The following is a 23,896-nucleotide window of genomic DNA, read 5'->3' as shown; positions in this document are numbered from 1 at the left end:
TAACCAATATGCAAAAACCTATATTAAATGTTATAAAAATTGGTGGGAATGTCATTGATAATGCGCCTCAATTGGAACAATTCTTACAGGATTTTGCTTCCATAGAAGGCTTTAGCCTTTTAGTACATGGAGGAGGAAAAATTGCCACTGAAATGGCTAAGGAGTTAGGCATTGAGAGTCAAATGATTGAGGGAAGAAGAGTAACAGATGAAGCAAGTTTGCGGATTGTGAGTATGGTTTATGCGGGCTGGATCAATAAATCGATTGTAGCTCAATTGCAAAGTAAAGGTAAAAATGCGCTTGGACTTTCTGGTCCCGATGGGCAATTGGTAATAAGCAAAAAAAGAAATCCTGAACCCATTGATTATGGTTTTGTGGGAGATATCGAAAAAATCAATGGACAAGCACTGAGTCAATTGATTCAGTTGGGCTACCATCCGGTTTTTGCACCCATTACCGCAAATAAAGAAGGTCAACTCTTGAATACAAATGCGGATACCATGGCGCAAGCCTTAGCCATTGCATTGAGCGAATTTTATCAAGTGAATTTGATTTACTGTTTTGAAAAACAAGGTGTTCTAATGGACCCAGAAAATGATGATTCTGTCATAAACAGCATAAATCGCGAAACATTTGAAGCATTAAAAAAAGAGGGTATTGTTTCAGCAGGCATGATTCCCAAATTAGAAAATGCGCTTAATGCGATTTCCAAAGGAGTTCATGAGGTTCAAATTACGCATGCAAAAAATGTAAAATTCCCTTCCAAAGGGACAACTTTAAAAGCATAATGATTACAGAAAAGCTATTTCTTGATGCAAAAGAACTATTAAGTCAATTAATAGCCCAAGTTTCTTTTAGCAAAGAAGAAAGTGGTACTTCACAAATCATTCAAGATTTTTTTCAGAAAAAACAAATCCCTTTTCATTGTTTCCTAAACAACGTTTGGGCAATAAACAAGTATTTTGATCCCTCAAAACCAAGCGTTTTACTAAATTCACACCACGATACAGTCAAGCCCAATGTCTCATGGACCTTTGACCCATTCACTCCTACTGAAGTGGAAAACAAATTATTTGGCTTGGGCTCCAATGATGCCGGGGCAAGTTTGGTTTGCCTAATAATCACTTTTTGTGAATTGTATGATGCCAAAGATCTTCCTTTTAATCTCGTAATAGCAGCGACTGCTGAAGAAGAGATTTCTGGCAAAAATGGCATTGAAGCATTATTAAAAGAGGAAAATTTTCCAAAAATAGATTGGGCCATTGTTGGTGAACCGACAGATTGTCAAATGGCAATTGCTGAAAAAGGACTTGTTGTCATCGATGCAAAATCCATTGGAAAAGCTGGACATGCTGCAAGAAATGAAGGAATCAATGCCATTTACTTGGCAATGGAGGACATCTTAACCATCAAAAATCATACGTTTGAAAAGGTCTCTCCTACTTTAGGACCCGTAAAAGCAACTGTTACAATCATAGAGGCAGGTAAACAACACAATGTCGTGCCTGATGTTTGTCAGTTTACCATCGACTGCCGGGTGAATGAGTGTTACACTTTATCGGAAGTCGTGGAAGAATTACAATCTTTGGTAAAAGCAGAATTAACTCCCCGATCTTTGCGCTTAAATTCGAGCAAAATGGAAGAAAGTCATCCTGTTGTAAAGGCCGCAAAAACATTGAAAATTGAATTGTTTGGATCTCCTACTTTATCAGATCAGTCTTTATTGAATTGTCCATCCGTAAAAATTGGACCAGGGCACTCAGGCAGATCTCACACGGCAGATGAATTTATATATTTGGAAGAATTGAAACAAGGCATTCAAACTTACCTACAATTATTATTAGAAACGAAGAAGTTTTACCCATTAAATTCTAAATAAAGTGGCAAAAATTTGGCAAAAAGAAAATCAAACAACAGATGCTAGAATTGATCAATTCACCATTGGAAATGACCCAATGTATGATTTGCAATTAGCTAGATACGATGCGATTGGATCCATGGCTCATATTACCATGTTAGAAAAAGTGGGAATATTAATAAAAGAAGAACTTGAGCCATTATTAATCGAATTAAAAAACATTTTAGCAAAAATCGATCAAGGGGAATTTGAAATAGAAGAAGGAATGGAAGATGTTCATTCTCAAATCGAATGGTTACTAACTCAAAAATTGGGTGATTTAGGCAAAAAAATTCATGCAGGAAGATCAAGAAATGATCAAGTTTTGGTGGATTTAAAGCTTTTTATGCGGGCTGAAATTCAAAAAATCGCCGCAGCTGTAGAGAAGCTTTTTGACTTATTATTAGTCAAAAGTGAATTACATAAAAACGATTTATTACCCGGTTATACTCACTTACAAATTGCCATGCCCTCTTCATTTGGGTTATGGTTTGGTGCTTATGCGGAAAGTTTGGTAGAGGATTTAGAATTATTAGAAGCAGCATTCCGTTTGGCAAATAAAAATCCATTGGGTTCAGGTGCTGGATATGGTTCTTCTTTCCCTTTGGATAGACAATTAACAACGGATTTATTAGGCTTTGAAGCTCCACATGTCAATGTGGTCAATGCTCAATTATCAAGAGGAAAAACGGAGTTTTTTGTTTTAACAGCGATTAGTCAAATTGCGTCTACCATCAGTCGTTTAGCAATGGACGTTTGTTTATACAATTCTCAAAACTTTGCATTCATTGAATTACCTGACACATTAACCACAGGAAGTTCAATTATGCCCCATAAAAAGAATCCAGATGTGGCGGAATTATTGAGAGGAAAGACCAATAAATTGAAAGCTTTGCCCAATCAATTACAATTGCTAATGAGCAATTTGCCTTCTGGTTATCACAGAGAATTTCAGTTGACCAAAGAACTTTTAATGCCTGCCATTGATGAAATAAAAGATGCCTTAGAAATAACGCATTACATGGCAACGCACATGAAAATCAAAAAAGACTTATTGAATGTTTCGAAATATGATCTTTTATTCAGTGTCGAAGCGGTCAATAATTTAGTGGTAGAAGGTATGCCTTTCAGGGAGGCTTACCAAAAGGTGGGCAAAATGATCCAAGACGGTGATTTTGATGGCTCAAGCAGACAATTAAACCATACCCATTTAGGAAGTATTGGAAATTTAGGTTTGTCTCAAATTCAAGATCAAAAAAATACGGTTTGGGCAAAATTTGGATTTGAAAAAGTAGAAAAAGCGCTGATGAGGTATGATGTAGGAGGTAAGAGGTAAGAGGTAATAGGTAAAAGGTAAGAGGTAAGAGGTAATAGGTAATAGGTAAGAGGTAAGAGGTAAGAGGTTTTCTCTTTTCTCTTTTCTCTTTTCTCTTTTCTCTTTTCTCTTTTCTCTTTTCTCTTTTCTCTTTTCTCTTTCCTCTCTTCTCTTTTCTCTCTTCTCATAACCGATAATTAACAAAGTATGAAAAGTGGTTTATCCATTAAAATTTCTCAACAACAGCGATTATCGCCTCAACAAATTCAATTTGTGAAATTGTTGCAGATACCTACTGCTGAGCTTTCTGCTAGAATAGAAGAGGAATTAGAGGATAATCCTGCCTTGGAGGAAGGAGTAGATAATGACCCCTTTGAAGAGAATGAGTCAAATGAGCGAGAAACCATTGAAGATCTTGAGCGTGAAGAATTAGAAATTGGGGATTATTTACAAGATGATTACTCAGGTTACAAAATGGCGGGTGATTCCTATGATCCTAATGAGGAAAGTAAAGAGCGCCCAATGGCGACGGTCCCAAGTGCAGAAGAATATCTTTTGATGCAAATTGGCTTTGTGGTAAAAACCAAAAGAGAGGAAATCATTGCAGAACAATTGATTGGCTCTTTAGAAAATGACGGGTATTTACGCAGAAATATTGAAAGTATCGTTAACGATTTGGCATTCACACAAGATTTCAACACGGATTATCAGGAAGTTGAATCTGTTTTAAAAATGGTTCAACAATTGGACCCAGCTGGAATTGGCGCACGCGATTTACAAGAATGCTTGCTTCTTCAATTACAGAGAAGAGATTTAGAGCAAGAGGTAAATAAAAAAGCCCTAATACTCATCGAAAAATATTTTGATGAATTTTCCAAAAAACATTTTGCTGTGATTCAACAAAAAATGAATTTGGAGGAAAAAGACTTCAAAAAAATCATTTCCATCATAACTAAATTAAATCCCAAACCTGGAGGTAGCTCAGAAGGAGAAATTGCACCTTATTTGCAAGCAGATTTCATTGTTACCAACAATGCAGGAAAGCTAGAAATAAAATTGAACGGCAAAAATGCCCCTGAATTAAAAGTTTCTCGTTCCTTTCAAGAAATGCTTCAAACCTATGAGAAAGGTGGAAAAGAGAAGAAAGAAATCAAAGAAGCCGTTACATTTATCAAACATAAATTGGATTCGGCCTCTTGGTTCATACAGGCAATACAGCAAAGGCAAGCAACATTACTCAAAACCATGCAAAGCATTGTTTCCTTGCAATATGATTTTTTCTTGACTGGCGACGATGCAAATTTGAAACCCTTGAAAATGAAAGAAATTGCCTCCATGATAGAAATGGACATTTCCACGGTTTCAAGAGTGGTTTCTGCCAAATCAGTTCAAACCGATTTTGGCATTTATCCTCTGAAATATTTCTTTTCAGAAGGTATAACTCACGAATCAGGTGAAGATTTCAGCACCCGAGAATTGAAAAATATCCTAAGAGAAATCATAGAAAATGAGAACCCCAATGACCCTCATTCTGATGAAGAATTGGAACAATTGTTGGCAGAAAAAGGATTCACTGTTAAAAGACGTACCGTTGCCAAATACCGCGAACAACTGGGTATACCGATTGCTAGATTGAGAAGAGGAGTTTAGAGAGGTAAGAGGTAAGAGGTAAGAGGTAAGAGGTAAGAGGTAAGAGGTTAAAAGAAACGCGCTCGGCTGTGCCGAGTGTGTACTATTAATTGAACTTGTAGTTCAATGTCAAAATCAAATTCAAACTGTGCCGAGTATGTACTTTTAATTGAATTTGTAGTTCAATGTCAAATTCAAATCCGTATTAATCGAATTCTAATAACTAACAACTTATAACTAAAAACTCTTACCTTTTACCTATTACCTCTTACCTCTCTTTCCTTGTTGCGAAATCAAAAAAAAATGCCTAATTTTAAGGCTAATTTGCCCGTTTGAGTAGGGCTACACAGAATTATTTTATGCAAATTAAAGAAATTTTACAGTTAGGTCCTTCTGACCAATCCATTACCGTTAAAGGTTGGGTTCGTACAAAACGTGTTTCATCTGCTGTTGCTTTTATCGCAATGAACGATGGATCTACCATTCATAACATTCAAGCGGTAGTGGCAGATGGTACAATTTCAGAAGAAACCTTGAAATTAGTAACGACAGGGTCTTGTATCGCCGTACATGGTCGATTAATTGCTTCACAAGGACAAGGGCAGTCGGTTGAAATTCAAGTTGAATCCATTGAAGTATATGGGACAGCGGATCCAGAAAAATACCCATTGCAACCTAAAAAACACTCTTTGGAATTTTTGAGAGAAATTGCTCATTTAAGACCTAGAACAAATACTTTTTCAGCGATTTTAAGAATTAGACATGCATTGGCATTTGCCATTCATACCTATTTCAATAACAATGGTTTCTTTTATTTACACACTCCAATCATTACAGGTTCGGATGCAGAAGGCGCTGGAGAAATGTTCCGTGTAAGTACTTTACCTGCATTGAATCCACCTTTAACAGAAGATGGAAAAGTGGATTACAAAGAAGATTTCTTTGGAAAAGAAACGAATTTAACTGTTTCAGGACAATTAGAAGGCGAATTAGGTGCAATGGCTTTGTCGAAAATTTACACATTTGGACCTACGTTTAGAGCTGAAAATTCCAATACGACTCGACACTTAGCCGAGTTTTGGATGGTAGAACCAGAGGTTGCTTTTTATGAATTAACTGATAACATGAACCTAGCGGAGGATTTTATCAAGTACTTGATAAAATATGCCTTAGATCATTGTGCAGACGATATTAATTTCTTGGAAAAACGATTATTGGACGAAGAAAAGACCAAGAAAAAAGAAGAGCAATCGGAATTAACTTTATCAGAGAAATTAAAATTCGTCAGCGAAAATACGTTTGAACGTTTAACCTATACCGAAGCAATTGAAATATTATTGCAATCGAAAGCGCATAAGCAAGGTAAATTCAACTATCCTGTAGAATGGGGCATTGATTTACAAAGCGAACATGAGCGTTATTTGGTTGAAAAACACTTCAAAAAGCCTGTTATTTTAACCAATTACCCGAAAGAAATCAAAGCTTTCTACATGAAGCAAGATGAAGACGGTAAAACAGTTCGTGCGATGGATGTTTTATTTCCAGGCATTGGCGAAATCATTGGAGGTTCACAAAGAGAAGATAATTACGAAAAATTATTGCAAAGAACGAAAGAGGTAGGCATCGAAGAAGATTCAATCTGGTGGTATTTACAAACAAGACAATTCGGTTCAGCTCCTCATGCAGGATTTGGATTAGGATTTGAACGATTGGTATTATTTGTCACTGGAATGAGTAATATTCGTGATGTAATACCATTCCCGCGTACACCAAAATCGGCAGAATTTTAATGATCAATTTAGGAAAAGCCTTCAAAAGTATTGCCATCGCTTGGTCTGGAATTATCCAATTGATCAAGTCGGAAAATAATGCTAAAATTCATTTAATTAGCACTTTTTTGGTGATAATCATTGGATTAAAATTGGATTTTATCAGCGTTGAATGGCTTTGGATAACCTTAGCTATTGCTGGTGTTTGGGTGGCTGAATTAATCAATTCTGCCTTAGAAAAAATCACTGATTTGGTCTCACCTGAACAACATCCTTTGGCCAAAAAAGCAAAAGATTATGCAGCTGGCGCAGTGTTGGTTATGGCTATTTGGGCCGTAGTCGTTTTTTGTATTGTATCATTCCCGCATCTTTTGATGCATTTAGTATTTTCAAATTAGTAAAAACAATTTTGATGAAAGAATACGGTTCAAGTGTACAGAAATTAGTTGATTATATTCTAACAGTCACTGATAGAGAAAAAAGAACGAAATACGCCTTCATTATGATTGAATTAATGAAGCAAATCCATCCTGGAATGAAGGATAACACGCAAGATTATTCCAAAAAATTATGGGACGACTTGTATATCTTATCCAATTTCAAATTAGATGTTGTTGGGCCATTTCCTCCACCCTCTCCAGAATCAGTGGGTAGAGCACCTAAAAAGGTCAATTACAACCAACATCATTTAAAATTCAAGCATTATGGCCGCAATGTAGAATTATTGATTCTTCGTGCCATGGCGGAAGAAAAGTTGGAAGACAAGAAAATCTTAGTTGCCTACATTGCCCGATTAATGAAAGGTTTTTATGTAACTTGGAACAAAGAAAGTGTAGACGATAAAGTCATTTGGCAGAACATCAAAGAAATGTCAGAAAATATGCTTTCGGCCGTGGTGGATGAGCTTTCGCAGGAAAATTTAGGACATGCAAAAGTGGCAAATAATGCTAGAAATGCTTATGCTTCTAACGATTTTGCTCCACAAAATAGAAACAATAATTACCGAAAAAATAACAACAACAATTACCGTTCCAATAGAAATTTCAATCCTAGACACAAAAAATAGTATCTAAATATGGCATCATTCAAAGTTACCGGCGGAAGAAAATTAAAAGGAGAAATCACCCCACAAGGTGCAAAAAACGAAGCGTTACAAATCTTATGTGCGGTCGTTTTAACTTCTGAGCCAGTTACCATTCATAATATTCCCAATATCCGTGACGTAAACCAATTAATTGATTTATTGGGAGATATGGGTGTAAGAACTCGTCGTTTGAATGAATCAAGCTTCGAATTTGATGCTTCTCAAGTAAACATCGAGTACCTTGAATCTGATACTTATAAGAAAAAAGCAGCAGCCTTGAGAGGTTCTGTAATGTTGGTTGGTCCTACTTTAGCACGTTTCAAAAAAGGAAGAATTCCTTCACCAGGCGGAGATAAAATTGGCCGAAGAAGACTCGATACGCACTTTTTCGGATTCATGAAATTGGGTGCGAAATTCAATTATAGCGCTGAAGATGGAGGTATTTATGAAGTGGATGCTTCAGAATTGAAAGGTACTTACATGCTTTTGGATGAGGCCTCTGTGACAGGAACAGCTAACATTTTGATGGCTGCTGTTTTAGCAGAAGGAACTACAACCATTTACAATGCAGCCTGTGAGCCTTATTTACAGCAATTATGCAAAATGTTAAACAGAATGGGTGCCAAAATTTCAGGCATTGGTTCTAATTTATTAACCATCGAAGGAGTAAAAGTTCTGGGTGGGACAGAACATACCATGTTACCAGATATGATTGAAATTGGCTCATTCATTGGAATGGCAGCCATGACTCAATCTGAAATCACCATCAAAAACTGTCAAATAGCAGAATTAGGAATCATTCCAACGGTATTCCAAAAATTGGGTATCAAAATGGAATTCAGAGGTGATGATATTCATATTCCAGCGCAAGAGCATTATGAATTGGAAAACTTCATTGATGGATCCATGTTGACCATTTCGGATCATCCTTGGCCAGGCTTCACTCCTGATTTATTGTCCATTATTTTGGTTACTGCCATTCAAGCCAAAGGAACAGTTTTGATTCATCAAAAAATGTTCGAAAGTCGCTTGTTCTTTGTTGATAGATTGATTGAAATGGGTGCACAAATCATTCTTTGTGATCCGCACAGAGCTACCGTAGTGGGCTTTGATCGTAAACAAACCCTTAAAGGCATCCGAATGTCCTCACCAGATATCCGTGCAGGCGTTTCTCTATTAATTGCAGCCATGTCTGCCAATGGCACTTCCATCATCGATAATATCGAACAAATTGACCGTGGATATCAAAATATTGATACAAGGTTAAATGCATTAGGTGCTGAGATAGTTAGGATTTAGGGAAGAGAGAAGAGAGAAGAGAGAAGAGAGAAGAGAGAAGAGAGAAGAGAGAAGAACGCGCTCGGCTGTGCCGAGTGTGTACTATGAATTGAACTTGTAGTTCAATAGGCTGATACAAAACGTGCTCTGAACTGCCGAGTGTGTACTATGAATTGAACTTATAGTTCAATCATTAATACAAAAAAACTAAACTCATTGAAAAAAATCGTTTCTACCATACAACTAGCAATCCCTATTGTCATTGGACAATTGGGAGTTATGTTGATGGGTTTGGCAGATACGATCCAAGTGGGTCAAATGAAAGAATTAGCTGCTGAAAGCCTAGGTGCTTCCGGCATGGCGGGATCCATTTTTTTCACCATAGCGATTGTAGGTTTAATTTGCTTACAAATCATTGCTCCTATGATTTCCAAAGCAGAGGCGGAGGATAATGTAACAGAAGTTGGACATTTATTAAGAGCAGGAATACGAATAGCTTTATTTTTGGCCATCATTACCATTGCCATCATTGGAATTGCGGGTTGGAATTACGATTTATTTCAGCAAACTGAAATCAACAAACAATTAACCCTACCCTTTTTGGCATTAATTGCCTTTTCAGTTATTCCCACCTTTCTTTTTACGGCGCTAAAAAGCTTTACTGATGGCTTAAGGAACACAAAAGTTGCTATGATCATCACGATTCTTGCACTCTTTTTCAACATTGGATTAAACCAAATATTAATCAACGGATTCGGTATCATTCCTGCTTTGGGTTTATTGGGAGCAGGAATTTCTACCTTAATCGCTCGAATATTAATGGCAGGAGCATTGGCCTTGTTTATTTTTCTCAAAAAGGAATACAAACCCTATTTTGTATCCAAATTATCTCATCAACATGCCTTGGAATTAGAAAAAAGCATTTTGAAAGTTGGCATTCCAAGTGGCATGCAAGGATTTTTCGAAATTGCGACTTTTGGTATGGCCGTGGTCATGATGGGTTGGATTAGCATAACAGCCCAAGCAGCTCACATTGTAGCCATTAATATGGCCTCATTGACCTATATGGCGGCGACCGGAATTGCTGCGGCTGGAGGAATCAACGTGGGAGCAGATTTAGGCGAGAAAAATAAAAAAGGAATCATTCAATCTGGTAATGCGGCATTGAAAATCGCTATTGGATTCATGGCCATTTGTGCCATTATCATGTACAGTGGTCGACATATTTTGGTAAGAGGTTACACTCAAGAAAACAATGTGATTGACATTGCAGTCCAATTAGTAGTTTGGGGTGCCATCTTCCAATTATTTGACGGCATACAAGCCGTGGCATTGGGATTATTAAGAGGCTTACAAGATGTCAAAATCCCAACAGCCATTACCATTTTTTGTTACTGGGTCATCGGCCTACCTTTAAGTTATTTTTTAGGCATTTATCTCAACATCGGAGCCACCGGCATCTGGATGGGTCTAACAGCAAGTTTAGTTTGCTCCTCCATTTTACTCCCTTGGCGTTTTTATTCTAAAGCACGAAGGGTTGATGTTTGAGGTAAAAGGTAAAAGGTAATAGGTAAAAATGCGAATTAAGAGTCAAAATATCTAATAATCACTTCTCTAATTACCGCTTCTTTTTTCAAACTCATCAATGAACTTTCGGTTAATCCCAACGAAAGATTTGAACGTAGCGGTAGGCGGAGCTTTGACAATGCGCAAAGGCGATGTGCGTCAGGGTCAAAGAAAATAGCCGAGAGCGAAGTGAAAATCGGTCAGCCGACAGGCTGATTCGTCTTGGATTAACTTGCGACAAATAAGTTTTTTTGTTTCTTTTTTTTCAAAAAAAGAAATACCATAGAAAATGAATTAGCCAGGAAATTGCATTGTTGGCAAGAAAAAGGTAATCAAATTTGATTTAGCCACAATTTTTGGAAAGGATCCTAAATTTTAGTTTTTAACCCTTAATTCGCATTAATAGGTAATAGGTAAGAGTGTTTGACTTATTGGCCTAACATCGGCTCTTTACTAAATGGGCAATTTGCTTCTCAAAGTAATAAATCCCATATTGGTAAATCAGGGTATTAAAATTTATTTCACCTATAACCTCTTACCTTTTACCTCTTACCTCTTACCTTTTACCTTTTACCTATTACCTCTTACCTCTTACCTCTTACCTCAAACCCTATTCTTCACATCCCTAATTTCCACATGTTTGGTAGATTTTTTACGCATTTGGATATTGATAAATTCCACAAATACGGAGAAAGCGATGGAGAAATATAGATAACCTTTAGGTACTTGACCGATGTGATTTCCGAGAATAACTACTTCTGAATCGTGGCTAGCTTCCGCGATGAGCATAAAACCGATCATGATTAGGAAAGATAAACCAAGGACTTGCAAGGAAGGGTGGTTATTGACAAAACGACCTACAGGGCCAGAGAAACCCATCATAATAAGGGCAGAAACGACAACGGCGATAATCATAATGGTTAAATCGTTGGACAAACCAATGGCAGTTAAAATGGAGTCGATGGAAAACACCAAATTAATGAGCGCGATTTGCGTCACCACTTTACCGATATTGGACATGGCTTTCTTACCCATGGATTTTTCCACATTGATCTCCTCCCCTTCCAATTTGTGAAAGATTTCATTGGTGGCTTTGTAGAGAAGAAATAATCCACCGACGAACAGGATAATGGATTGTCCAGTAGGAGCAGCAGATACACCCAATATATCAAAATGCGTAAAAGGTTTTTGTAGGGAAATCAAGAAAGAGATACCAAAAAGCAAGATGATACGAAAGATCATGGCTAAAGCGAGACCGATGTTACGGGCTTTGGATTGTTGATCATGCGGCAACTTGGAAGCAGTAATAGAGATAAAGATGATATTATCGATACCAAGAACGATTTCTAAAAAGGTTAGAGTCAATAAACTAACAAGATTGTCGACAGAGAGTAGTGATTGCATAAAAAAAATGAAAAAATATTTGATTGCAAAGATGGTGTGTTTCAAGGAGATAATCAAAAAATAAGGCTCAGCAATAAAAAAAATACACATTTTTTCTAAGTAGCATTTGCATAAAAAAAATAAAATTCAGATATTTGCAAACCGATTCACACGGAATGGTCTAATAGCTCAGCTGGTTCAGAGCACCTGCCTTACAAGCAGGGGGTCCTAGGTTCGAATCCTAGTTGGACCACCATTCAAAACACAAACACACCTTTCACATCAAATGAAAGGTGTTTTTTTTGATACCTACTAAAAATTCCACCATTTCTTCCACCAAAATAGTGTTTTTTAGTCCTTTTGTTTAAAACTATCCAATCAAGAAACTAGAAGAAGAATCCGTATTATTTTGATCCTTCTCGTTTTGAGAAATAAGTAAAGTCTACTCCAAAATCTACATTTACCCATATTCGATCAGGCAAACGGGTTAAATCATATTTTTGAATCCAATTTTGTCCAGATTGTTGAACGTTTATTGATTTAAAACCTATTGGATTATAAAATTCTGGGCCACTCAACACATCTTTTTGCACGTTTATTCCGACCAAGGTCGTATTTGCTAACGAGACTAGAATTCCTTTTTTATTTTCCGCTTTACCAGAAAAATGCATTTCCCCATTTTCTAAGAGAATCGCGCCTTCCACCATTACCTCATCACCAGCTTCTTCTAGATTAAGTTTTACATCGCCAAAACGAACCGCAAAACCCTTTCCCGCTAAACCCTTCATGATAGCTTGATTTTTCATCCCGATTGTCTCAGGTATAGATATCGCATCTTTTAAAGGTATGATAAGGTGGGCAACCCCTAATGAGCCATATTGCTTCTTTCCAATGAAATACCCTTCTGTGCTACACAAAAACAGCATTAACACGCCTTTACCATTTTGTATCCGCGGAACTTGGTTGGCCGGCAATATTTCCCGAAGCTTTGCCTCTGGAAGGCTCCAAAGCAATGTCAGCCCAATGGTTTTATCCTCTGAACGCATTTTCCAACTTTCTCCCTCTTTGATCGTAGCACAACTCATCAATAAAGAAAAAATAGCGATTAATCTTAAACCAATTTTCATCATCCTTCAAGGGAAGAAATCATTTGTCTCCCAACATTTTATTGATATTTCGAATTAAGAATCGTAAATGTACACAATTAACAAAAATATATTAATCCCAACAAACCCAATATAATTCGTATGGATTTAATCAGTTTTAACTAATTGCCCACCATTACAAAACCACCAGCAAAATTTGTATTTATATTTTCAGGCATTTTCGATGAATACAGAAAAAATTGAATTCATTTCAATTACTTTGTAAAACTAAATCCAAACCTATGAAAATATTCCTCCTTTGTTTACTAAGCAGCTCCATGCTCTGTTTTGGCCAAAAGGCTCCACTTCTTAAGGATGTAATTACTTTTCGATTAGGTGCCTCAGTTAATCCTCGCTTATTGAATGAGAATGATGCTTATCGTGAAATTGCAAACAATGAATTCACCAGCTTAACCGCTGAAAATCACATGAAAATGATGCTTGTGCATCCTGAGGCAGACCGATTTGATTTTTTGAAAGGGGATGAAATCGTGGATTTTTCGATGGCTACAGGTAAACGAATGCATGGACATACCTTGGTTTGGCATAATCAAGTTCCGCAATGGATGAAAGATTTTCAGGGTGATCAAGCAGCTTGGGAAAATCTATTAAAAACGCATATACAAACGGTTGCGAAGCATTATAAAGGCAAAGTTTCTGGATGGGATGTCGTCAATGAGGCCTTCCTAGATGATGGAAGCTTACGACCATCTTTATGGGCTGATCACATTCCCGATTACATTGCCAAAAGCTTTCATTGGGCACATGAAGCGGATCCTAATGCCACCCTTTTTTACAATGATTATGGGCAAGATGGCAAACCCAAAAAAATGCAGGCAATACTTTCTATGGTTCAGGATCTGAAGCAAAAGAACATCCCCATTCATGGACTCGGCCTACAAATGCATATCAATACTAATTCAAAAAAAACTGAAATCGAGGAGGTCATCAAACAATCCGTTCAGACAGGCTTAGAGATCCATTTTTCGGAATTAGATATTGCAGTGAATCCAAAAAACAATCCAGATTTTATCTACGACGAGCAAGTACAATCCAAACAAAATGATTTATTCACCTTTGTCTTTCAGGCATACCAGACGATCCCCGCTGCTCAACAATACGGCATAACATTTTGGAATGTATCCGATAAAGATTCTTGGCTTCGAGCTTATTTCAAAAGACCGAAAGAATATCCACTATTGTTTGATGATCAGTATGAAAAAAAGCAGGGGTATTTCAATTTGTGGAATATATTAAATAAGAATATGAATTAAGAGTTTAAAACAAAATTCAGAATCCTTTCCAAAAATTGTGGCTAAATTAAATTTAATTGTCGGAGGACCGATTTTCACTTCGCTCAAATCTTTCGTTGGTATTAACTAATAATGCGAATTAAGAGCCAAAACTTGCTTTGTGAACTTGGTGTTTAAAAATTGGAGTTAACACTGAGTGCTCGAAGTTTTTAAACATTAAGTCATTAAGAAACATTAAGATTTTTCTTTTACCTAACATCATACATCTCTACCGCTACGCTCAAATCTTTCGTTGGGATTAACTAATAGTAAATTGGATAGACAACCTATTTAAAAAAATAGTTTGACAAACAGCCAATTAGCCCTAAGAAAATTAATTGCTTGTACCACTTTTTGCAAAAGGGAACAAATAAAAAGTTCATAAATCTTATCATTCTTTGGATAAAAATTAAGTTCGTGGATGGCATAGCCATATCTCAATTTAATTTTAACAAAATCCATTTAATGATGAAAAAACTAATCTTACCCCTACTATTTGGAACCATCCTCTTCACTTCTTGCGAGAAAGCCGCAGAAAAGAAAGAAGCCATTAGCCAAGATTCCCTAAAAAAAGAAGTTGAAGCCTGGAATGTAAAATTTGAGGATATCGTAAAAAGCAAAGATTCCGTTGGTTTCGCTAATCTATTTTCAGAAGATGCTGTACGTATGGCTCCTAATACTACATCCACCGAGGGCAGAGGTGCCATTCAAAAAAGTGTTATAGAACCATTTAAAGTAATTGGCTCAACGAACCTTACCATGACAGATGCAATAGGTGATGAGAACTCTATTACCACTTTTGGAACCTACGAACATTTCTTACCAGATGGCAAACCACTTGAAAAAGGTAAATACATGGGTATTTTTAAACGAGTGGATGGCAAATTAATCGCCATTAGAGATATTTGGAATTCAGATGCTCCGGCTACAACACCTACGGTGAAATAACACTTTTAATTGGTCATTTGAGAAAGATAAAACACCTTTCATCTTAAATGGAAGGTGTTTTTTTGTTTTTACCTTCTTGTAACAATTTCGACAATTCTTCCACCAATTCTGGGTGCTGACTCGCCACATTGTTCTTTTCTCCGATGTCTTCACGTAGGTTATAAAGTTGTGGCGAAGAACTATTGCCTAATTCCACATTTACTAGCTTATTCAGGGCAGGACCTTTATTAGGCTCAATGTATTTCCATTCTCCTTTCACAATCGCAAGAAAATTCATTCCTTGTTCGATGAGCACTTTTCTACCATCAGAACTTTTCCCTAGCAAAGCAGGCAACATATTCTCACTATCTGAAGCTTCGTTAGAAGGTAATTTTTTGTCAAAAAATTGGGCAAAGGATGCGATAAAATCTATTTGACTCACCATTGCATTGGACACTTTAGGTTTGATTTTTCCAGGCCAATGAATCAACATTGGTACTCTAGTGCCTGCCTCAAAGGTACTATATTTTCCTCCTCGCAATGCTCCCCAAGGTGTATGCCCATTTAACTGAGAAACGGCACCATCCTGGTACCCATCATCCAACACGGGACCATTATCACTTGAAAAAATGATCATGGTATTATTTGCGATACCTAATTGAGTTAATTGATGTACAATTTCACCAACGGTCCAGTCTAATTGTAAAATCGCATCACCCCTTAATCCTAATCCACTTTTGCCCTTAAACATCGTAGAAGGCATTCTAGGCACATGCGGTTCGGTTAATGCATAAAACAAAAAGAAAGGATTTGCCTTGTTACTTTCTATAAATTCTTTGGCTTTCGTTAAAAAAGTAAGCGGCATTTCTTCATCGGTCCAACGTGCCAGTTGACCTCCAGACATATACCCTATTCTACCAATTCCATTCACAATGGTATTATCATGACCTTGGCCAGGAGAAGATTTTAGTTTTAACAATTCAGGATGTTCAAAACCTGTCGGATCATTGCCCACTTTTTGAGCATAGTTTACTTCGATGGGATCATTGGAATCCAGCCCAAGAACATAATTATTTTCTACAAAAACAGTCGGAACTCTATCCGCCGTGGCAGGAAAAATGAATGAATAATTGAATCCCACTTCATTGGGGCCTGGAGTTATTTTTTGATTCCAATTTTTTTGAACAGTATTACCCAGTCCAAGATGCCATTTACCTACCAAACCCGTTGAATAACCTTTTTGTTGAAACAAAGCAGGAAGTGTTATTTTATCCGTTGGAATAATTAATGCAGCATCTCCCGGTAAAATGCCTGTCCCAGATTTACGCCAAGGATACTGACCTGTCATTAATGCATATCGGGAAGGCGTACATGTAGCGGAGGTCGCATGTGCATTCGTGAAACGAATTCCACTTTTAGCCAATTTATCAAGATTGGGCGTTTTGATTTTCTTTGCTCCGTAACTACCTAAATCGCCATATCCCAAATCATCTACATAAATAAAAACGACATTTGGACGATTTGCTGTTTTTTGTGAATAGCCATAACTAGTTACCAACAAACTAATTGAAATGAATAAGCAATAGTTCAAACGCATAATTGTACCAATTTTGTAAAACAAACATAGTTCAATTCTTATTGAAACAAATAAAGAATTTTAAATATTTATTTTGTGCGAGAATAATTTACCCATAAAATTGTCATATAAAATCTGCTAAACAAAGACGTTTAATTTAGATTAAATCCTAAGGCTAAACCAACCCATGGTTTTTGATTATAAATCCAATGAGATACATTTTCATCTAGTAATTGATCAAATCCATAAGCAATTCCCAAAGTAAAATTATTGATAGCGATAAAACCTGCACCCCCCTTTGTAAAAGTTATTCCTTGATATTCATAAGCTACTTTTCCTTGACTCACATCGGTATTAATTTGTGCATTTCCTATGCCAGCAAAGCCCCCAACTGAAAATCCATAATGATCTATTTTTCTTTTGAATCGCTTAGATTGTGCTTGATCATAACTAACCTGAAAATAATCTTTGCGTTTGCCTAAATAAAGTGCCGCATTAATTTCACTATTGAGCTGATTGGGTAAACCAGCTTGAGAAACGCGATATTTGACTGGAATAGCAACAACATCTATATCAAAAGTAGATTTTTGAAAATTGGAAATACTATGGTCTTGAAACCTTACGATGGGAAGATTATAATTCAATTTCCCATTTTCCTCAGTGACCAAAAGTGTATCATTTTGAGTTTCAATGAAAACCTTTTTGTGATTCATTTGATAGGTCCCATCTTGCAATCCATATTTTGGAGTATTTCGAATTACAGTACAGCTTCCGAGTAGAATAAACAACAATAAATAAACTAAATAACGCATAATTGTTTAGATTTGAAGAGCAAGTTAATCAATTTAGTTTATCCCAAGATTAAATTTCCAGATGGCAATCGAATATTTTGAGAACAAAGTGCAGAAAATGAAATGGGTGGATGTGACAGCACCAACTCCCGCGGAATTATTTGAGATAAGCGAAAAGTATCACCTGAACCAATATGCCTTATCGGCTTGCTTGCAGCCAGACCACCTGCCAAAACATGAAGACATTGAAGGGACTCATTTTATCATTACTCGAGTGCTGCTACACATTCGAGGGGGGCAATCAGTGTCCATTCAATCCATTTCTACTAAAATCGCATTTTTTTATCGGCCAGGATTACTCATTACCATTCACCGCATTCCACACGATTTTATTCAAGAAGTTCGTACTCGATTTTTTGAGCACGGAAATTTTCATTTGGTAGAATCCATTGTTGCAAAATTACTTTGGCATATTTTACATTCGTATGAAACACCAGCCGTTAGTTTATCGAACGAATTAGATGAATTTGAGAGCAAAGTTTTCTCCCAAAATTTAACTCCGCAAATGTTATCTGAATTATACCAAATCAAACGAAAAGCCTTGATGAGCAAAAAACTTTTATTATTTAGTCAGGAGGCAGTTAGTTCCGTTAAATTACCCATCGCAGAAACGGATGTATTACAAGATTCCCGCGATTTACACCTAAAGTTGTTGAACATTTATGACCAAATTCACGAAGACGTTTCCAATTTAGTGAATTTTTATCTTTCGATTTCAGCGCAAAAAACGAATGATGTGATCAAAGTATTGACGATTTTCTCTGTATTTTTTATGCCGCTAACCTTTGTGGTTGGAATATATGGAATGAATTTCGAATACATGCCCGAGTTAACAAAACCTTGGGCATATCCAGCATTATTAGGATTCATGGTCCTAATCAGTGGTTTGATTTATTGGTGGTTTAGAAGGAAAAAGTGGTTGTAGAAATGAGGTAAAAGGTAAGAGGTAAGAGGTAAGAGGTAAGAGGTAAGAGGTAAGAGGTAAGAGGTAAGAGGTAAGAGGTAAGATATAAAAGGTAAAAAATTCTTTGCGTCGTTGTGTTAAAAAAAGAGTAAATAAGTTGACCGAGTACGATTATTCAGGTTTCAAGAATACGATTTTGTTTTCTTGAAGAACTACTAAATCAGATTTCTTAGCTTTCTTGTAGGCCATTAAATTGATTTTAACCTGAGCCATTCCAATTTCCAACTTCTCAGATGTTGTCAAATTCTTTTTTATTGTTTTTTGATTAATAGATCTCATTTTTCTTGATTTAATATTTTGTCTTTTTGAGCAATAAGTTCAGATTCGGCATTTGAATTATCATAAATAAACCAATCATCAACTAAAGACAAATATATGCTAAACAAATTGTTCAAAATAAAATAGTATACCAATTTTCTCTTTTTTCAAAAACCAAAAATTGAGAATATCAAACTTTTTATAATTATTTCAGCTATCTTGGATTGAATAAAAAAGTAAATAATAATTTACCTAATCGCTATGAAATGTACTGAAGCTTTGCGAATTTTGCAATCGCATGGATGGATTTCAATTTCTCAAAAAGGATCGCATATTAAATTATGTCATCCATCAAAAAATGGAATCATAATTTTTCCCAATCACGGAAGCCGAGAATTAGGAACAGGTTTACAAAAGAAAATCTTTAAACAAGCAGGAATCAACTAATGAAACGTTTTAAAGGACAAATTACTTTTATTGTAGAGATTACAAAAACAGGCTATTCTGCCTATTCAGAGGAGAATATATTATCTACAGGCAAAAATATTTATGAATTAACTAGCAATTTAGTGGAGGCTTCTAATTTATATTTTGAAGATGAAGGCTTTATAATTGGTATTGACCAAATAAAATTAACTTTCAATTTTAAGGAATTTTTCAAAGCATATCGTGTTATTAACGCTCACTTTTTAGCTAAAAAAATCGGTTTAAATCCAACATTATTATCACAATATGTCAACGGTCAAAAAGAACCTTCGAAAAAGCAATGCCAAAAAATCATTGAGGGCTTGCAATCCATTGGTAAAGAATTAATGGGTATTGATTTGATATAAATAGTATAAATTCCAGATAAATTCCAGAGTTGACGACCATTGAAGATTCTTTATTATTCAAAGCTTTTATTTTGTTTGTTTTTACTAATAAAATTCAGGAAATTGAATGTTAAAACAAGCTAAAAAAATCAATAAATGATTCAAATCAAAAGACTCTATTTCATCATCCCAACGTTCCTTTTTTTTGCTTGTCAATCAGAAAATATCGTGGAAACAAATCCTACAAATTTTAAACCATCAAATTTAAAAATATCTAGCGGAGATTACAACCTTAAAATACAATGGGATAGTATCAAATCAACTTCTATAAAATCATATAAAATTTACCGAGATACCCTTTCGGCTCCAACTAAAATATTGGTAGAAAATTATCCTAATTGTACTTTTGTCGACAAATTAATCATCCCTAATAAAAAGTACTATTACCGAATAAGTTCCACCAATTTGGCAGGAATAGAATCCGAATATTCCGTGGAAATCAATGGAAAAGCAGAGGAATCCATCAATACTGCCACGCCAATCAATGGTGAAATAGGTGGATTAAATTATGCTTACTGGGACTTCCCCAAAAAAACATTTACCAAAATTTCCCATGAGTTTACCATACATCGAAATCCAACCGCTTCAGATGGTTCGGTGACAGAAGATGGATTATACTATCAGTTTTATCAAGGTCAATTAAATGACGACATCGGGTTTTATTATGGTATCCAAAATTTGATTTACAATCCCAATGGTGGCACACCCAAAAAAGGAATAATTTTTTCACGCTGGGGTACCCGAGATATACAAAACTACAAACTAGCACCCGGTGGATTTGGGCAAAGTGCAGGTTATGAAGGTGATTTCATTGGAATCCGTTTGAATTATGAATGGACGATTGGCAATTATTTGATAGAATTAAAATTAGATAGCAGCGATAATATCGGTGATTGGTACGGATTGTATTTGACCAAAAAATCGAGTAATGAAAAAACGTATGTAGGATCCATTCGTTTTGAGAAAGGAATAAAATCTCAAGGAATCAAAACAGGCGGCATAACATGGACGGAATTGTTTTCCAAAAAGAACAAACTAAGCCCTTTACCGAATTGGCACATTTCTGTGGATCAAGTATTAGCAGACGATACTCCACCCAACAGCGTGTCGGTAGATTATAACCCTAATAAATTTGTGGGTTTTACTAACATCTTCACCACCAACAAAAAAGATATCCATTTCTTAATGGGTCCAAAAGTTAAAAAAGTAAATCCGAGTGGGAGGATATGGTAGGACATCTTTGTGACCTTTGTGTTAAAATCACAACAATAGCATTTCAATAATTAATTTAATTGGGTGCTATACCCCCACCAAACCCCACCATAACAAATGTTCATTCAACATAAGAGTTGAATCGCCTAAAATCCTATCCATAAAAACCGCATCTCCACCAGTTAAAATGACTTTACCTGTAGGGCAATTATTTTTGAAGGCTTGAATGAACCCGTTCATTTCAAATTGAACCGACTTTACGATTCCTAAGGCTAAATTCTCATGGGTGTTTTTTCCGAATTCCAAGTCATTTGAAAAAGTTGTCCAATCGATATGAGGTAATTTTTCAGTAAACTGATGCAATGCCTTCGCGCGCATTTCCAAACCCAAACTGATCACCCCTCCCTTAAATTCTTGATCTTTTGACACCCAATTATAGGTAATACAAGTACCCATTGATATAATCAAACAATCCTGCTGTGGATATTGACTAATTGCTCCTATTGCCAATATCTTTCGATCCATTCCCAATCCCTCTATTTGATAAGCGCCAAAGTTTAGATGTTTCAATACATCTTGATCGTTCAATAAACGCACTGGAGCAATCCTGGATAAAAATTGTAGATATGAATGGGGAATTTCTATCACACTTGAAATAATGATTTGCTCTATTTGAAAATTTCCAATCAAAGCCCACAATTCCTCCTCCTCAAATGATGTTAAATATTCAAATAATACAAAATCGCCTTGTTCATACAAAGCCATTTTTTTCAAGGTATTCCCAAAATCAAAACATACGATCATTTCTACTATATTTGCAGCTTAAAAATAAGAATTCATGTACCAAATACAAATATTAAAATCAAAAGTCCACCGCGTAAAAGTAACGGAAGCTAACATCGATTACGTAGGAAGTCTCACTTTAGATGAGGATTTAATGGATGCTGCCAATTTACTAGAGCACGAAAAAATACAAGTTGTCAATATCAACAATGGCGAACGTCTAGAAACCTACCTAATCAAAGGTAAAAGAGGATCTGGTATTGTTTGCCTAAATGGACCTGCGGCTCGTAAAGCTGTCGTAGGTGATATTGTCATCATTATTTCTTACGCGGTCATGGATTTTGAACAAGCAAAATCATTTAAGCCAACTGTCATTTTCCCCAACGAGCAAAACCAACTCGTTTAATACGACTCCGATGCATTAGGGAATTGCTGTGTTTTGACATCACTGATGTAGGATTTCACAGCATTTCCAATGCTCTCTTCTAAATTTAAATACTTACGCACAAACCTAGGATGAAAATCATTGTTCAATCCCAACATATCGTGCACCACCAAAACCTGTCCATCACAATCCGCACCAGCCCCTATTCCAATAATTGGTATTTGGATGGATTGAGATATTTCACTTGCTAAGCTAGATGGGATTTTTTCCAAAACAATGGCAAAACAACCCGCATCTTGCAATAATTGAACATCTGACATCAATTTTTGAGCCTCCTCTTTCTCTTTGGCTCTAACTTCATAACTCCCAAATTGATAGATACTTTGAGGTGTTAATCCCAAATGTCCCATCACAGGTATTCCAGCTCCCTCAATTTTATTTATGCTTTGAATAATTTCTAGACCGCCTTCCATTTTAATGGCATGTGCGCCCGTTTCTTTCATGATTCGGATTGCCGATGCCAATGCGACTTCCGAATTACTTTGGTAAGAGCCAAAAGGCAAATCCACAACCACCAAGGCTCTATTTGCACCTCTTACCACACATTGAGCATGATAAATCATTTGATCCAAAGTAATGGGTAAGGTTGTTTCATGGCCAGCAATAACATTGCTTGCACTATCGCCCACCAATAACACATCAATGCCCGCATGATCCAAAATTTTAGCCATGGTGAAGTCATAACAAGTTAACATCGAGATTTTCTCTTGTCTCGACTTCATTAGTTGTAAACTTTGGGTCGTAATTTTTTTAAATTCTTTGTGTATGCTCATGAGTCAAGTAAAAATTATCTATCAATCGAACCTGCCCTAAAAACGCTGCTACAATCACCAAAAATGAAAATTGTAGTTGAGAAATTTCTCTCATTTCATTGGGTTCAACAAATGCTATGTAATCTATTTTATGAAAGCCATTTTGGTATAACTGATCTTCGAACTGTTTTTTCAACTCATTTAAATCAAATGAATGGTTCAAAATACCTTTTTGAATGAATTGAAAACCCTTGTAAATAGCTAAAGCCTGTTTTCTCTCCTCTGGATTCAACCTTAAATTTCTGCTGCTCATGGCTAATCCATCTGCTTCTCGAATGGTCTTTCCGGTCAAAACCTGAATGTTGGATAAATCTTTATGTTGGGCAATCATTTTCCTTAAAACTGCCACCTGTTGAAAATCCTTTTCGCCTAAAAAAAGGGTATCCGGTAAGACCAGTTGAAGCAATTTTTCAACAATTAAACAAACTCCTTGAAAATGCCCAGGCCGATGCTCTCCTTCCCAAATTTGCTCCAATTCCCCTAATTCAAAATGCTTATTTTCATTCAATCCATTGGGGTACATTTCATCGACAGTCGGAAAAAAAAGAATATCGCAACCTTCTGAAATCAATAATTGTTTATCCGCTTCAATGGTTGAGGGATATTTTTCAAAATCTTTGGGGTCATTGAACTGAGTAGGATTCACGAAAATACTACATACAGTCACATCATTCGACTCCTTTGAAAGTGCAATTAAAGAAAGATGGCCTAAATGTAAGGCTCCCATGGTTGGCACAAAACCAATTTTTTTATTTTCAGATCGGAGAGTTTCTAAATGATTTTGTAAATCACTTTTAGAATGAAAGATTAACATAAAGCGGATTTTGAGGTAAAAGTA

Annotated in this window: 24 protein-coding genes and 1 tRNA gene; 17 read left to right on the top strand and 8 right to left on the bottom strand. The window is 36.1% G+C overall.

What is annotated here, in order from left to right:
• The first annotated feature begins 8 nt into the window (after positions 1–8).
• The 9 genes from argB to V7S79_RS08710 all read left to right on the top strand — a co-directional run bounded on the left by argB (position 9) and on the right by V7S79_RS08710 (position 10,520).
• The gene (argB, locus tag V7S79_RS08750; RefSeq protein WP_459490200.1) at positions 9–788 is read left to right on the top strand and encodes an acetylglutamate kinase; all 780 of its coding nucleotides are present in this window, start codon (positions 9–11) and stop codon (positions 786–788) included.
• A complete protein-coding gene (locus V7S79_RS08745) occupies positions 788–1,879 on the top strand; it encodes a M20 family metallo-hydrolase (protein WP_459490199.1) in 1,092 nt (363 codons plus the stop codon). Before argB ends, V7S79_RS08745 begins: the two co-directional genes overlap by 1 nt.
• Before the next feature lies 1 nt (position 1,880).
• Positions 1,881–3,233 carry an argininosuccinate lyase gene (argH, locus tag V7S79_RS08740; protein WP_459490198.1) on the top strand — a complete coding sequence of 451 codons (1,353 nt, stop codon included), beginning with the start codon at positions 1,881–1,883 and terminating at the stop codon, positions 3,231–3,233.
• 186 nt (positions 3,234–3,419) lie between these two features.
• Complete coding sequence (rpoN, locus tag V7S79_RS08735; RefSeq protein WP_459490197.1) at positions 3,420–4,862, top strand: RNA polymerase factor sigma-54; 1,443 nt, start codon at positions 3,420–3,422, stop codon at positions 4,860–4,862.
• A gap of 338 nt (positions 4,863–5,200) precedes the next feature.
• A complete protein-coding gene (gene asnS / locus V7S79_RS08730) occupies positions 5,201–6,631 on the top strand; it encodes an asparagine--tRNA ligase (RefSeq protein ID WP_459490196.1) in 1,431 nt (476 codons plus the stop codon).
• Positions 6,631–7,008, top strand: a complete 378-nt coding sequence (locus V7S79_RS08725; protein ID WP_459490195.1) for a diacylglycerol kinase family protein — start codon at positions 6,631–6,633, stop codon at positions 7,006–7,008. Before asnS ends, V7S79_RS08725 begins: the two co-directional genes overlap by 1 nt.
• Before the next feature lie 14 nt (positions 7,009–7,022).
• Positions 7,023–7,676: a DUF4290 domain-containing protein gene (locus V7S79_RS08720; RefSeq protein ID WP_459490194.1), complete on the top strand. Its 654-nt coding sequence runs from the start codon at positions 7,023–7,025 to the stop codon at positions 7,674–7,676.
• Between the two features lie 9 nt (positions 7,677–7,685).
• Positions 7,686–8,993 (top strand): UDP-N-acetylglucosamine 1-carboxyvinyltransferase, encoded by a 1,308-nt coding sequence (gene murA, locus V7S79_RS08715; RefSeq protein ID WP_459490193.1) that lies wholly within the window; start codon positions 7,686–7,688, stop codon positions 8,991–8,993.
• Positions 8,994–9,188: 195 nt separating this feature from the next.
• A complete protein-coding gene (locus V7S79_RS08710; RefSeq protein WP_459490192.1) occupies positions 9,189–10,520 on the top strand; it encodes an MATE family efflux transporter in 1,332 nt (443 codons plus the stop codon).
• 621 nt (positions 10,521–11,141) lie between these two features.
• Here V7S79_RS08710 and V7S79_RS08705 read toward each other — a convergent pair.
• Positions 11,142–11,942: a TerC family protein gene (locus V7S79_RS08705; RefSeq protein WP_459490191.1), complete on the bottom strand. Its 801-nt coding sequence runs from the start codon at positions 11,940–11,942 to the stop codon at positions 11,142–11,144.
• Between the two features lie 157 nt (positions 11,943–12,099).
• On the opposite strand from V7S79_RS08705, the gene V7S79_RS08700 reads away from it, so the two are divergent.
• Positions 12,100–12,177: transfer RNA gene (locus V7S79_RS08700), tRNA-Val, on the top strand.
• A 148-nt stretch (positions 12,178–12,325) separates the two neighbouring features.
• Here V7S79_RS08700 and V7S79_RS08695 read toward each other — a convergent pair.
• Positions 12,326–13,051, bottom strand: coding sequence for a hypothetical protein (locus V7S79_RS08695; RefSeq protein ID WP_459490190.1), 726 nt, complete (start codon positions 13,049–13,051; stop codon positions 12,326–12,328).
• A gap of 257 nt (positions 13,052–13,308) precedes the next feature.
• Here V7S79_RS08695 and V7S79_RS08690 point away from each other — a divergent pair, with 257 nt between their 5' ends.
• Together V7S79_RS08690 and V7S79_RS08685 are read left to right on the top strand one after the other, a co-directional pair.
• Entirely contained in the window at positions 13,309–14,340 is a 1,032-nt protein-coding gene (locus tag V7S79_RS08690) for an endo-1,4-beta-xylanase (RefSeq protein ID WP_459490189.1), read from the top strand.
• A gap of 486 nt (positions 14,341–14,826) precedes the next feature.
• Positions 14,827–15,306, top strand: a complete 480-nt coding sequence (locus tag V7S79_RS08685; protein WP_459490188.1) for a YybH family protein — start codon at positions 14,827–14,829, stop codon at positions 15,304–15,306.
• A gap of 43 nt (positions 15,307–15,349) precedes the next feature.
• Here the strand turns inward: V7S79_RS08685 and V7S79_RS08680 are convergent, their stop codons facing one another.
• Together V7S79_RS08680 and V7S79_RS08675 are read right to left on the bottom strand one after the other, a co-directional pair.
• On the bottom strand, positions 15,350–16,882 hold the full coding sequence (locus V7S79_RS08680) for a sulfatase family protein (RefSeq protein ID WP_459490187.1): 1,533 nt from the start codon (positions 16,880–16,882) through the stop codon (positions 15,350–15,352).
• 131 nt (positions 16,883–17,013) lie between these two features.
• A complete protein-coding gene (locus V7S79_RS08675; protein WP_459490186.1) occupies positions 17,014–17,673 on the bottom strand; it encodes a hypothetical protein in 660 nt (219 codons plus the stop codon).
• A 61-nt stretch (positions 17,674–17,734) separates the two neighbouring features.
• On the opposite strand from V7S79_RS08675, the gene V7S79_RS08670 reads away from it, so the two are divergent.
• Positions 17,735–18,637 carry a CorA family divalent cation transporter gene (locus V7S79_RS08670; RefSeq protein WP_459490185.1) on the top strand — a complete coding sequence of 301 codons (903 nt, stop codon included), beginning with the start codon at positions 17,735–17,737 and terminating at the stop codon, positions 18,635–18,637.
• Between the two features lie 150 nt (positions 18,638–18,787).
• Here V7S79_RS08670 and V7S79_RS08665 read toward each other — a convergent pair whose 3' ends face one another.
• Positions 18,788–18,955 (bottom strand): hypothetical protein, encoded by a 168-nt coding sequence (locus V7S79_RS08665; protein WP_459490184.1) that lies wholly within the window; start codon positions 18,953–18,955, stop codon positions 18,788–18,790.
• Between the two features lie 240 nt (positions 18,956–19,195).
• Here V7S79_RS08665 and V7S79_RS08660 point away from each other — a divergent pair, with 240 nt between their 5' ends.
• The 3 genes from V7S79_RS08660 (at position 19,196) to V7S79_RS08650 (ending at position 21,039) form a co-directional block, all read left to right on the top strand.
• A complete protein-coding gene (locus tag V7S79_RS08660) occupies positions 19,196–19,381 on the top strand; it encodes a type II toxin-antitoxin system HicA family toxin (RefSeq protein WP_459490183.1) in 186 nt (61 codons plus the stop codon).
• The gene (locus V7S79_RS08655) at positions 19,381–19,767 is read left to right on the top strand and encodes a helix-turn-helix domain-containing protein (RefSeq protein ID WP_459490182.1); all 387 of its coding nucleotides are present in this window, start codon (positions 19,381–19,383) and stop codon (positions 19,765–19,767) included. The genes V7S79_RS08660 and V7S79_RS08655 overlap by 1 nt, the downstream gene beginning before the upstream one ends.
• Before the next feature lie 135 nt (positions 19,768–19,902).
• Positions 19,903–21,039: a hypothetical protein gene (locus V7S79_RS08650; protein ID WP_459490181.1), complete on the top strand. Its 1,137-nt coding sequence runs from the start codon at positions 19,903–19,905 to the stop codon at positions 21,037–21,039.
• Between the two features lie 66 nt (positions 21,040–21,105).
• Here V7S79_RS08650 and V7S79_RS08645 read toward each other — a convergent pair whose 3' ends face one another.
• On the bottom strand, positions 21,106–21,822 hold the full coding sequence (locus V7S79_RS08645) for a type III pantothenate kinase (RefSeq protein WP_459490180.1): 717 nt from the start codon (positions 21,820–21,822) through the stop codon (positions 21,106–21,108).
• Positions 21,823–21,856: 34 nt separating this feature from the next.
• Between V7S79_RS08645 and panD the strand changes: the two genes are divergently transcribed.
• A complete protein-coding gene (gene panD, locus V7S79_RS08640) occupies positions 21,857–22,207 on the top strand; it encodes an aspartate 1-decarboxylase (RefSeq protein WP_459490179.1) in 351 nt (116 codons plus the stop codon).
• Here the strand turns inward: panD and panB are convergent.
• Both panB and panC read right to left on the bottom strand, forming a co-directional pair.
• Positions 22,204–23,019 (bottom strand): 3-methyl-2-oxobutanoate hydroxymethyltransferase, encoded by an 816-nt coding sequence (panB, locus tag V7S79_RS08635; protein ID WP_459490178.1) that lies wholly within the window; start codon positions 23,017–23,019, stop codon positions 22,204–22,206. The genes panD and panB overlap by 4 nt on opposite strands.
• Positions 22,997–23,872: a pantoate--beta-alanine ligase gene (gene panC, locus V7S79_RS08630; RefSeq protein WP_459490177.1), complete on the bottom strand. Its 876-nt coding sequence runs from the start codon at positions 23,870–23,872 to the stop codon at positions 22,997–22,999. Before panC ends, panB begins: the two co-directional genes overlap by 23 nt.
• Positions 23,873–23,896 lie beyond the last annotated feature (24 nt).

The organism is Aquirufa sp. ROCK-SH2 (assembly GCF_054558315.1).
This window is presented reverse-complemented; position numbering and strand designations above follow the sequence as displayed.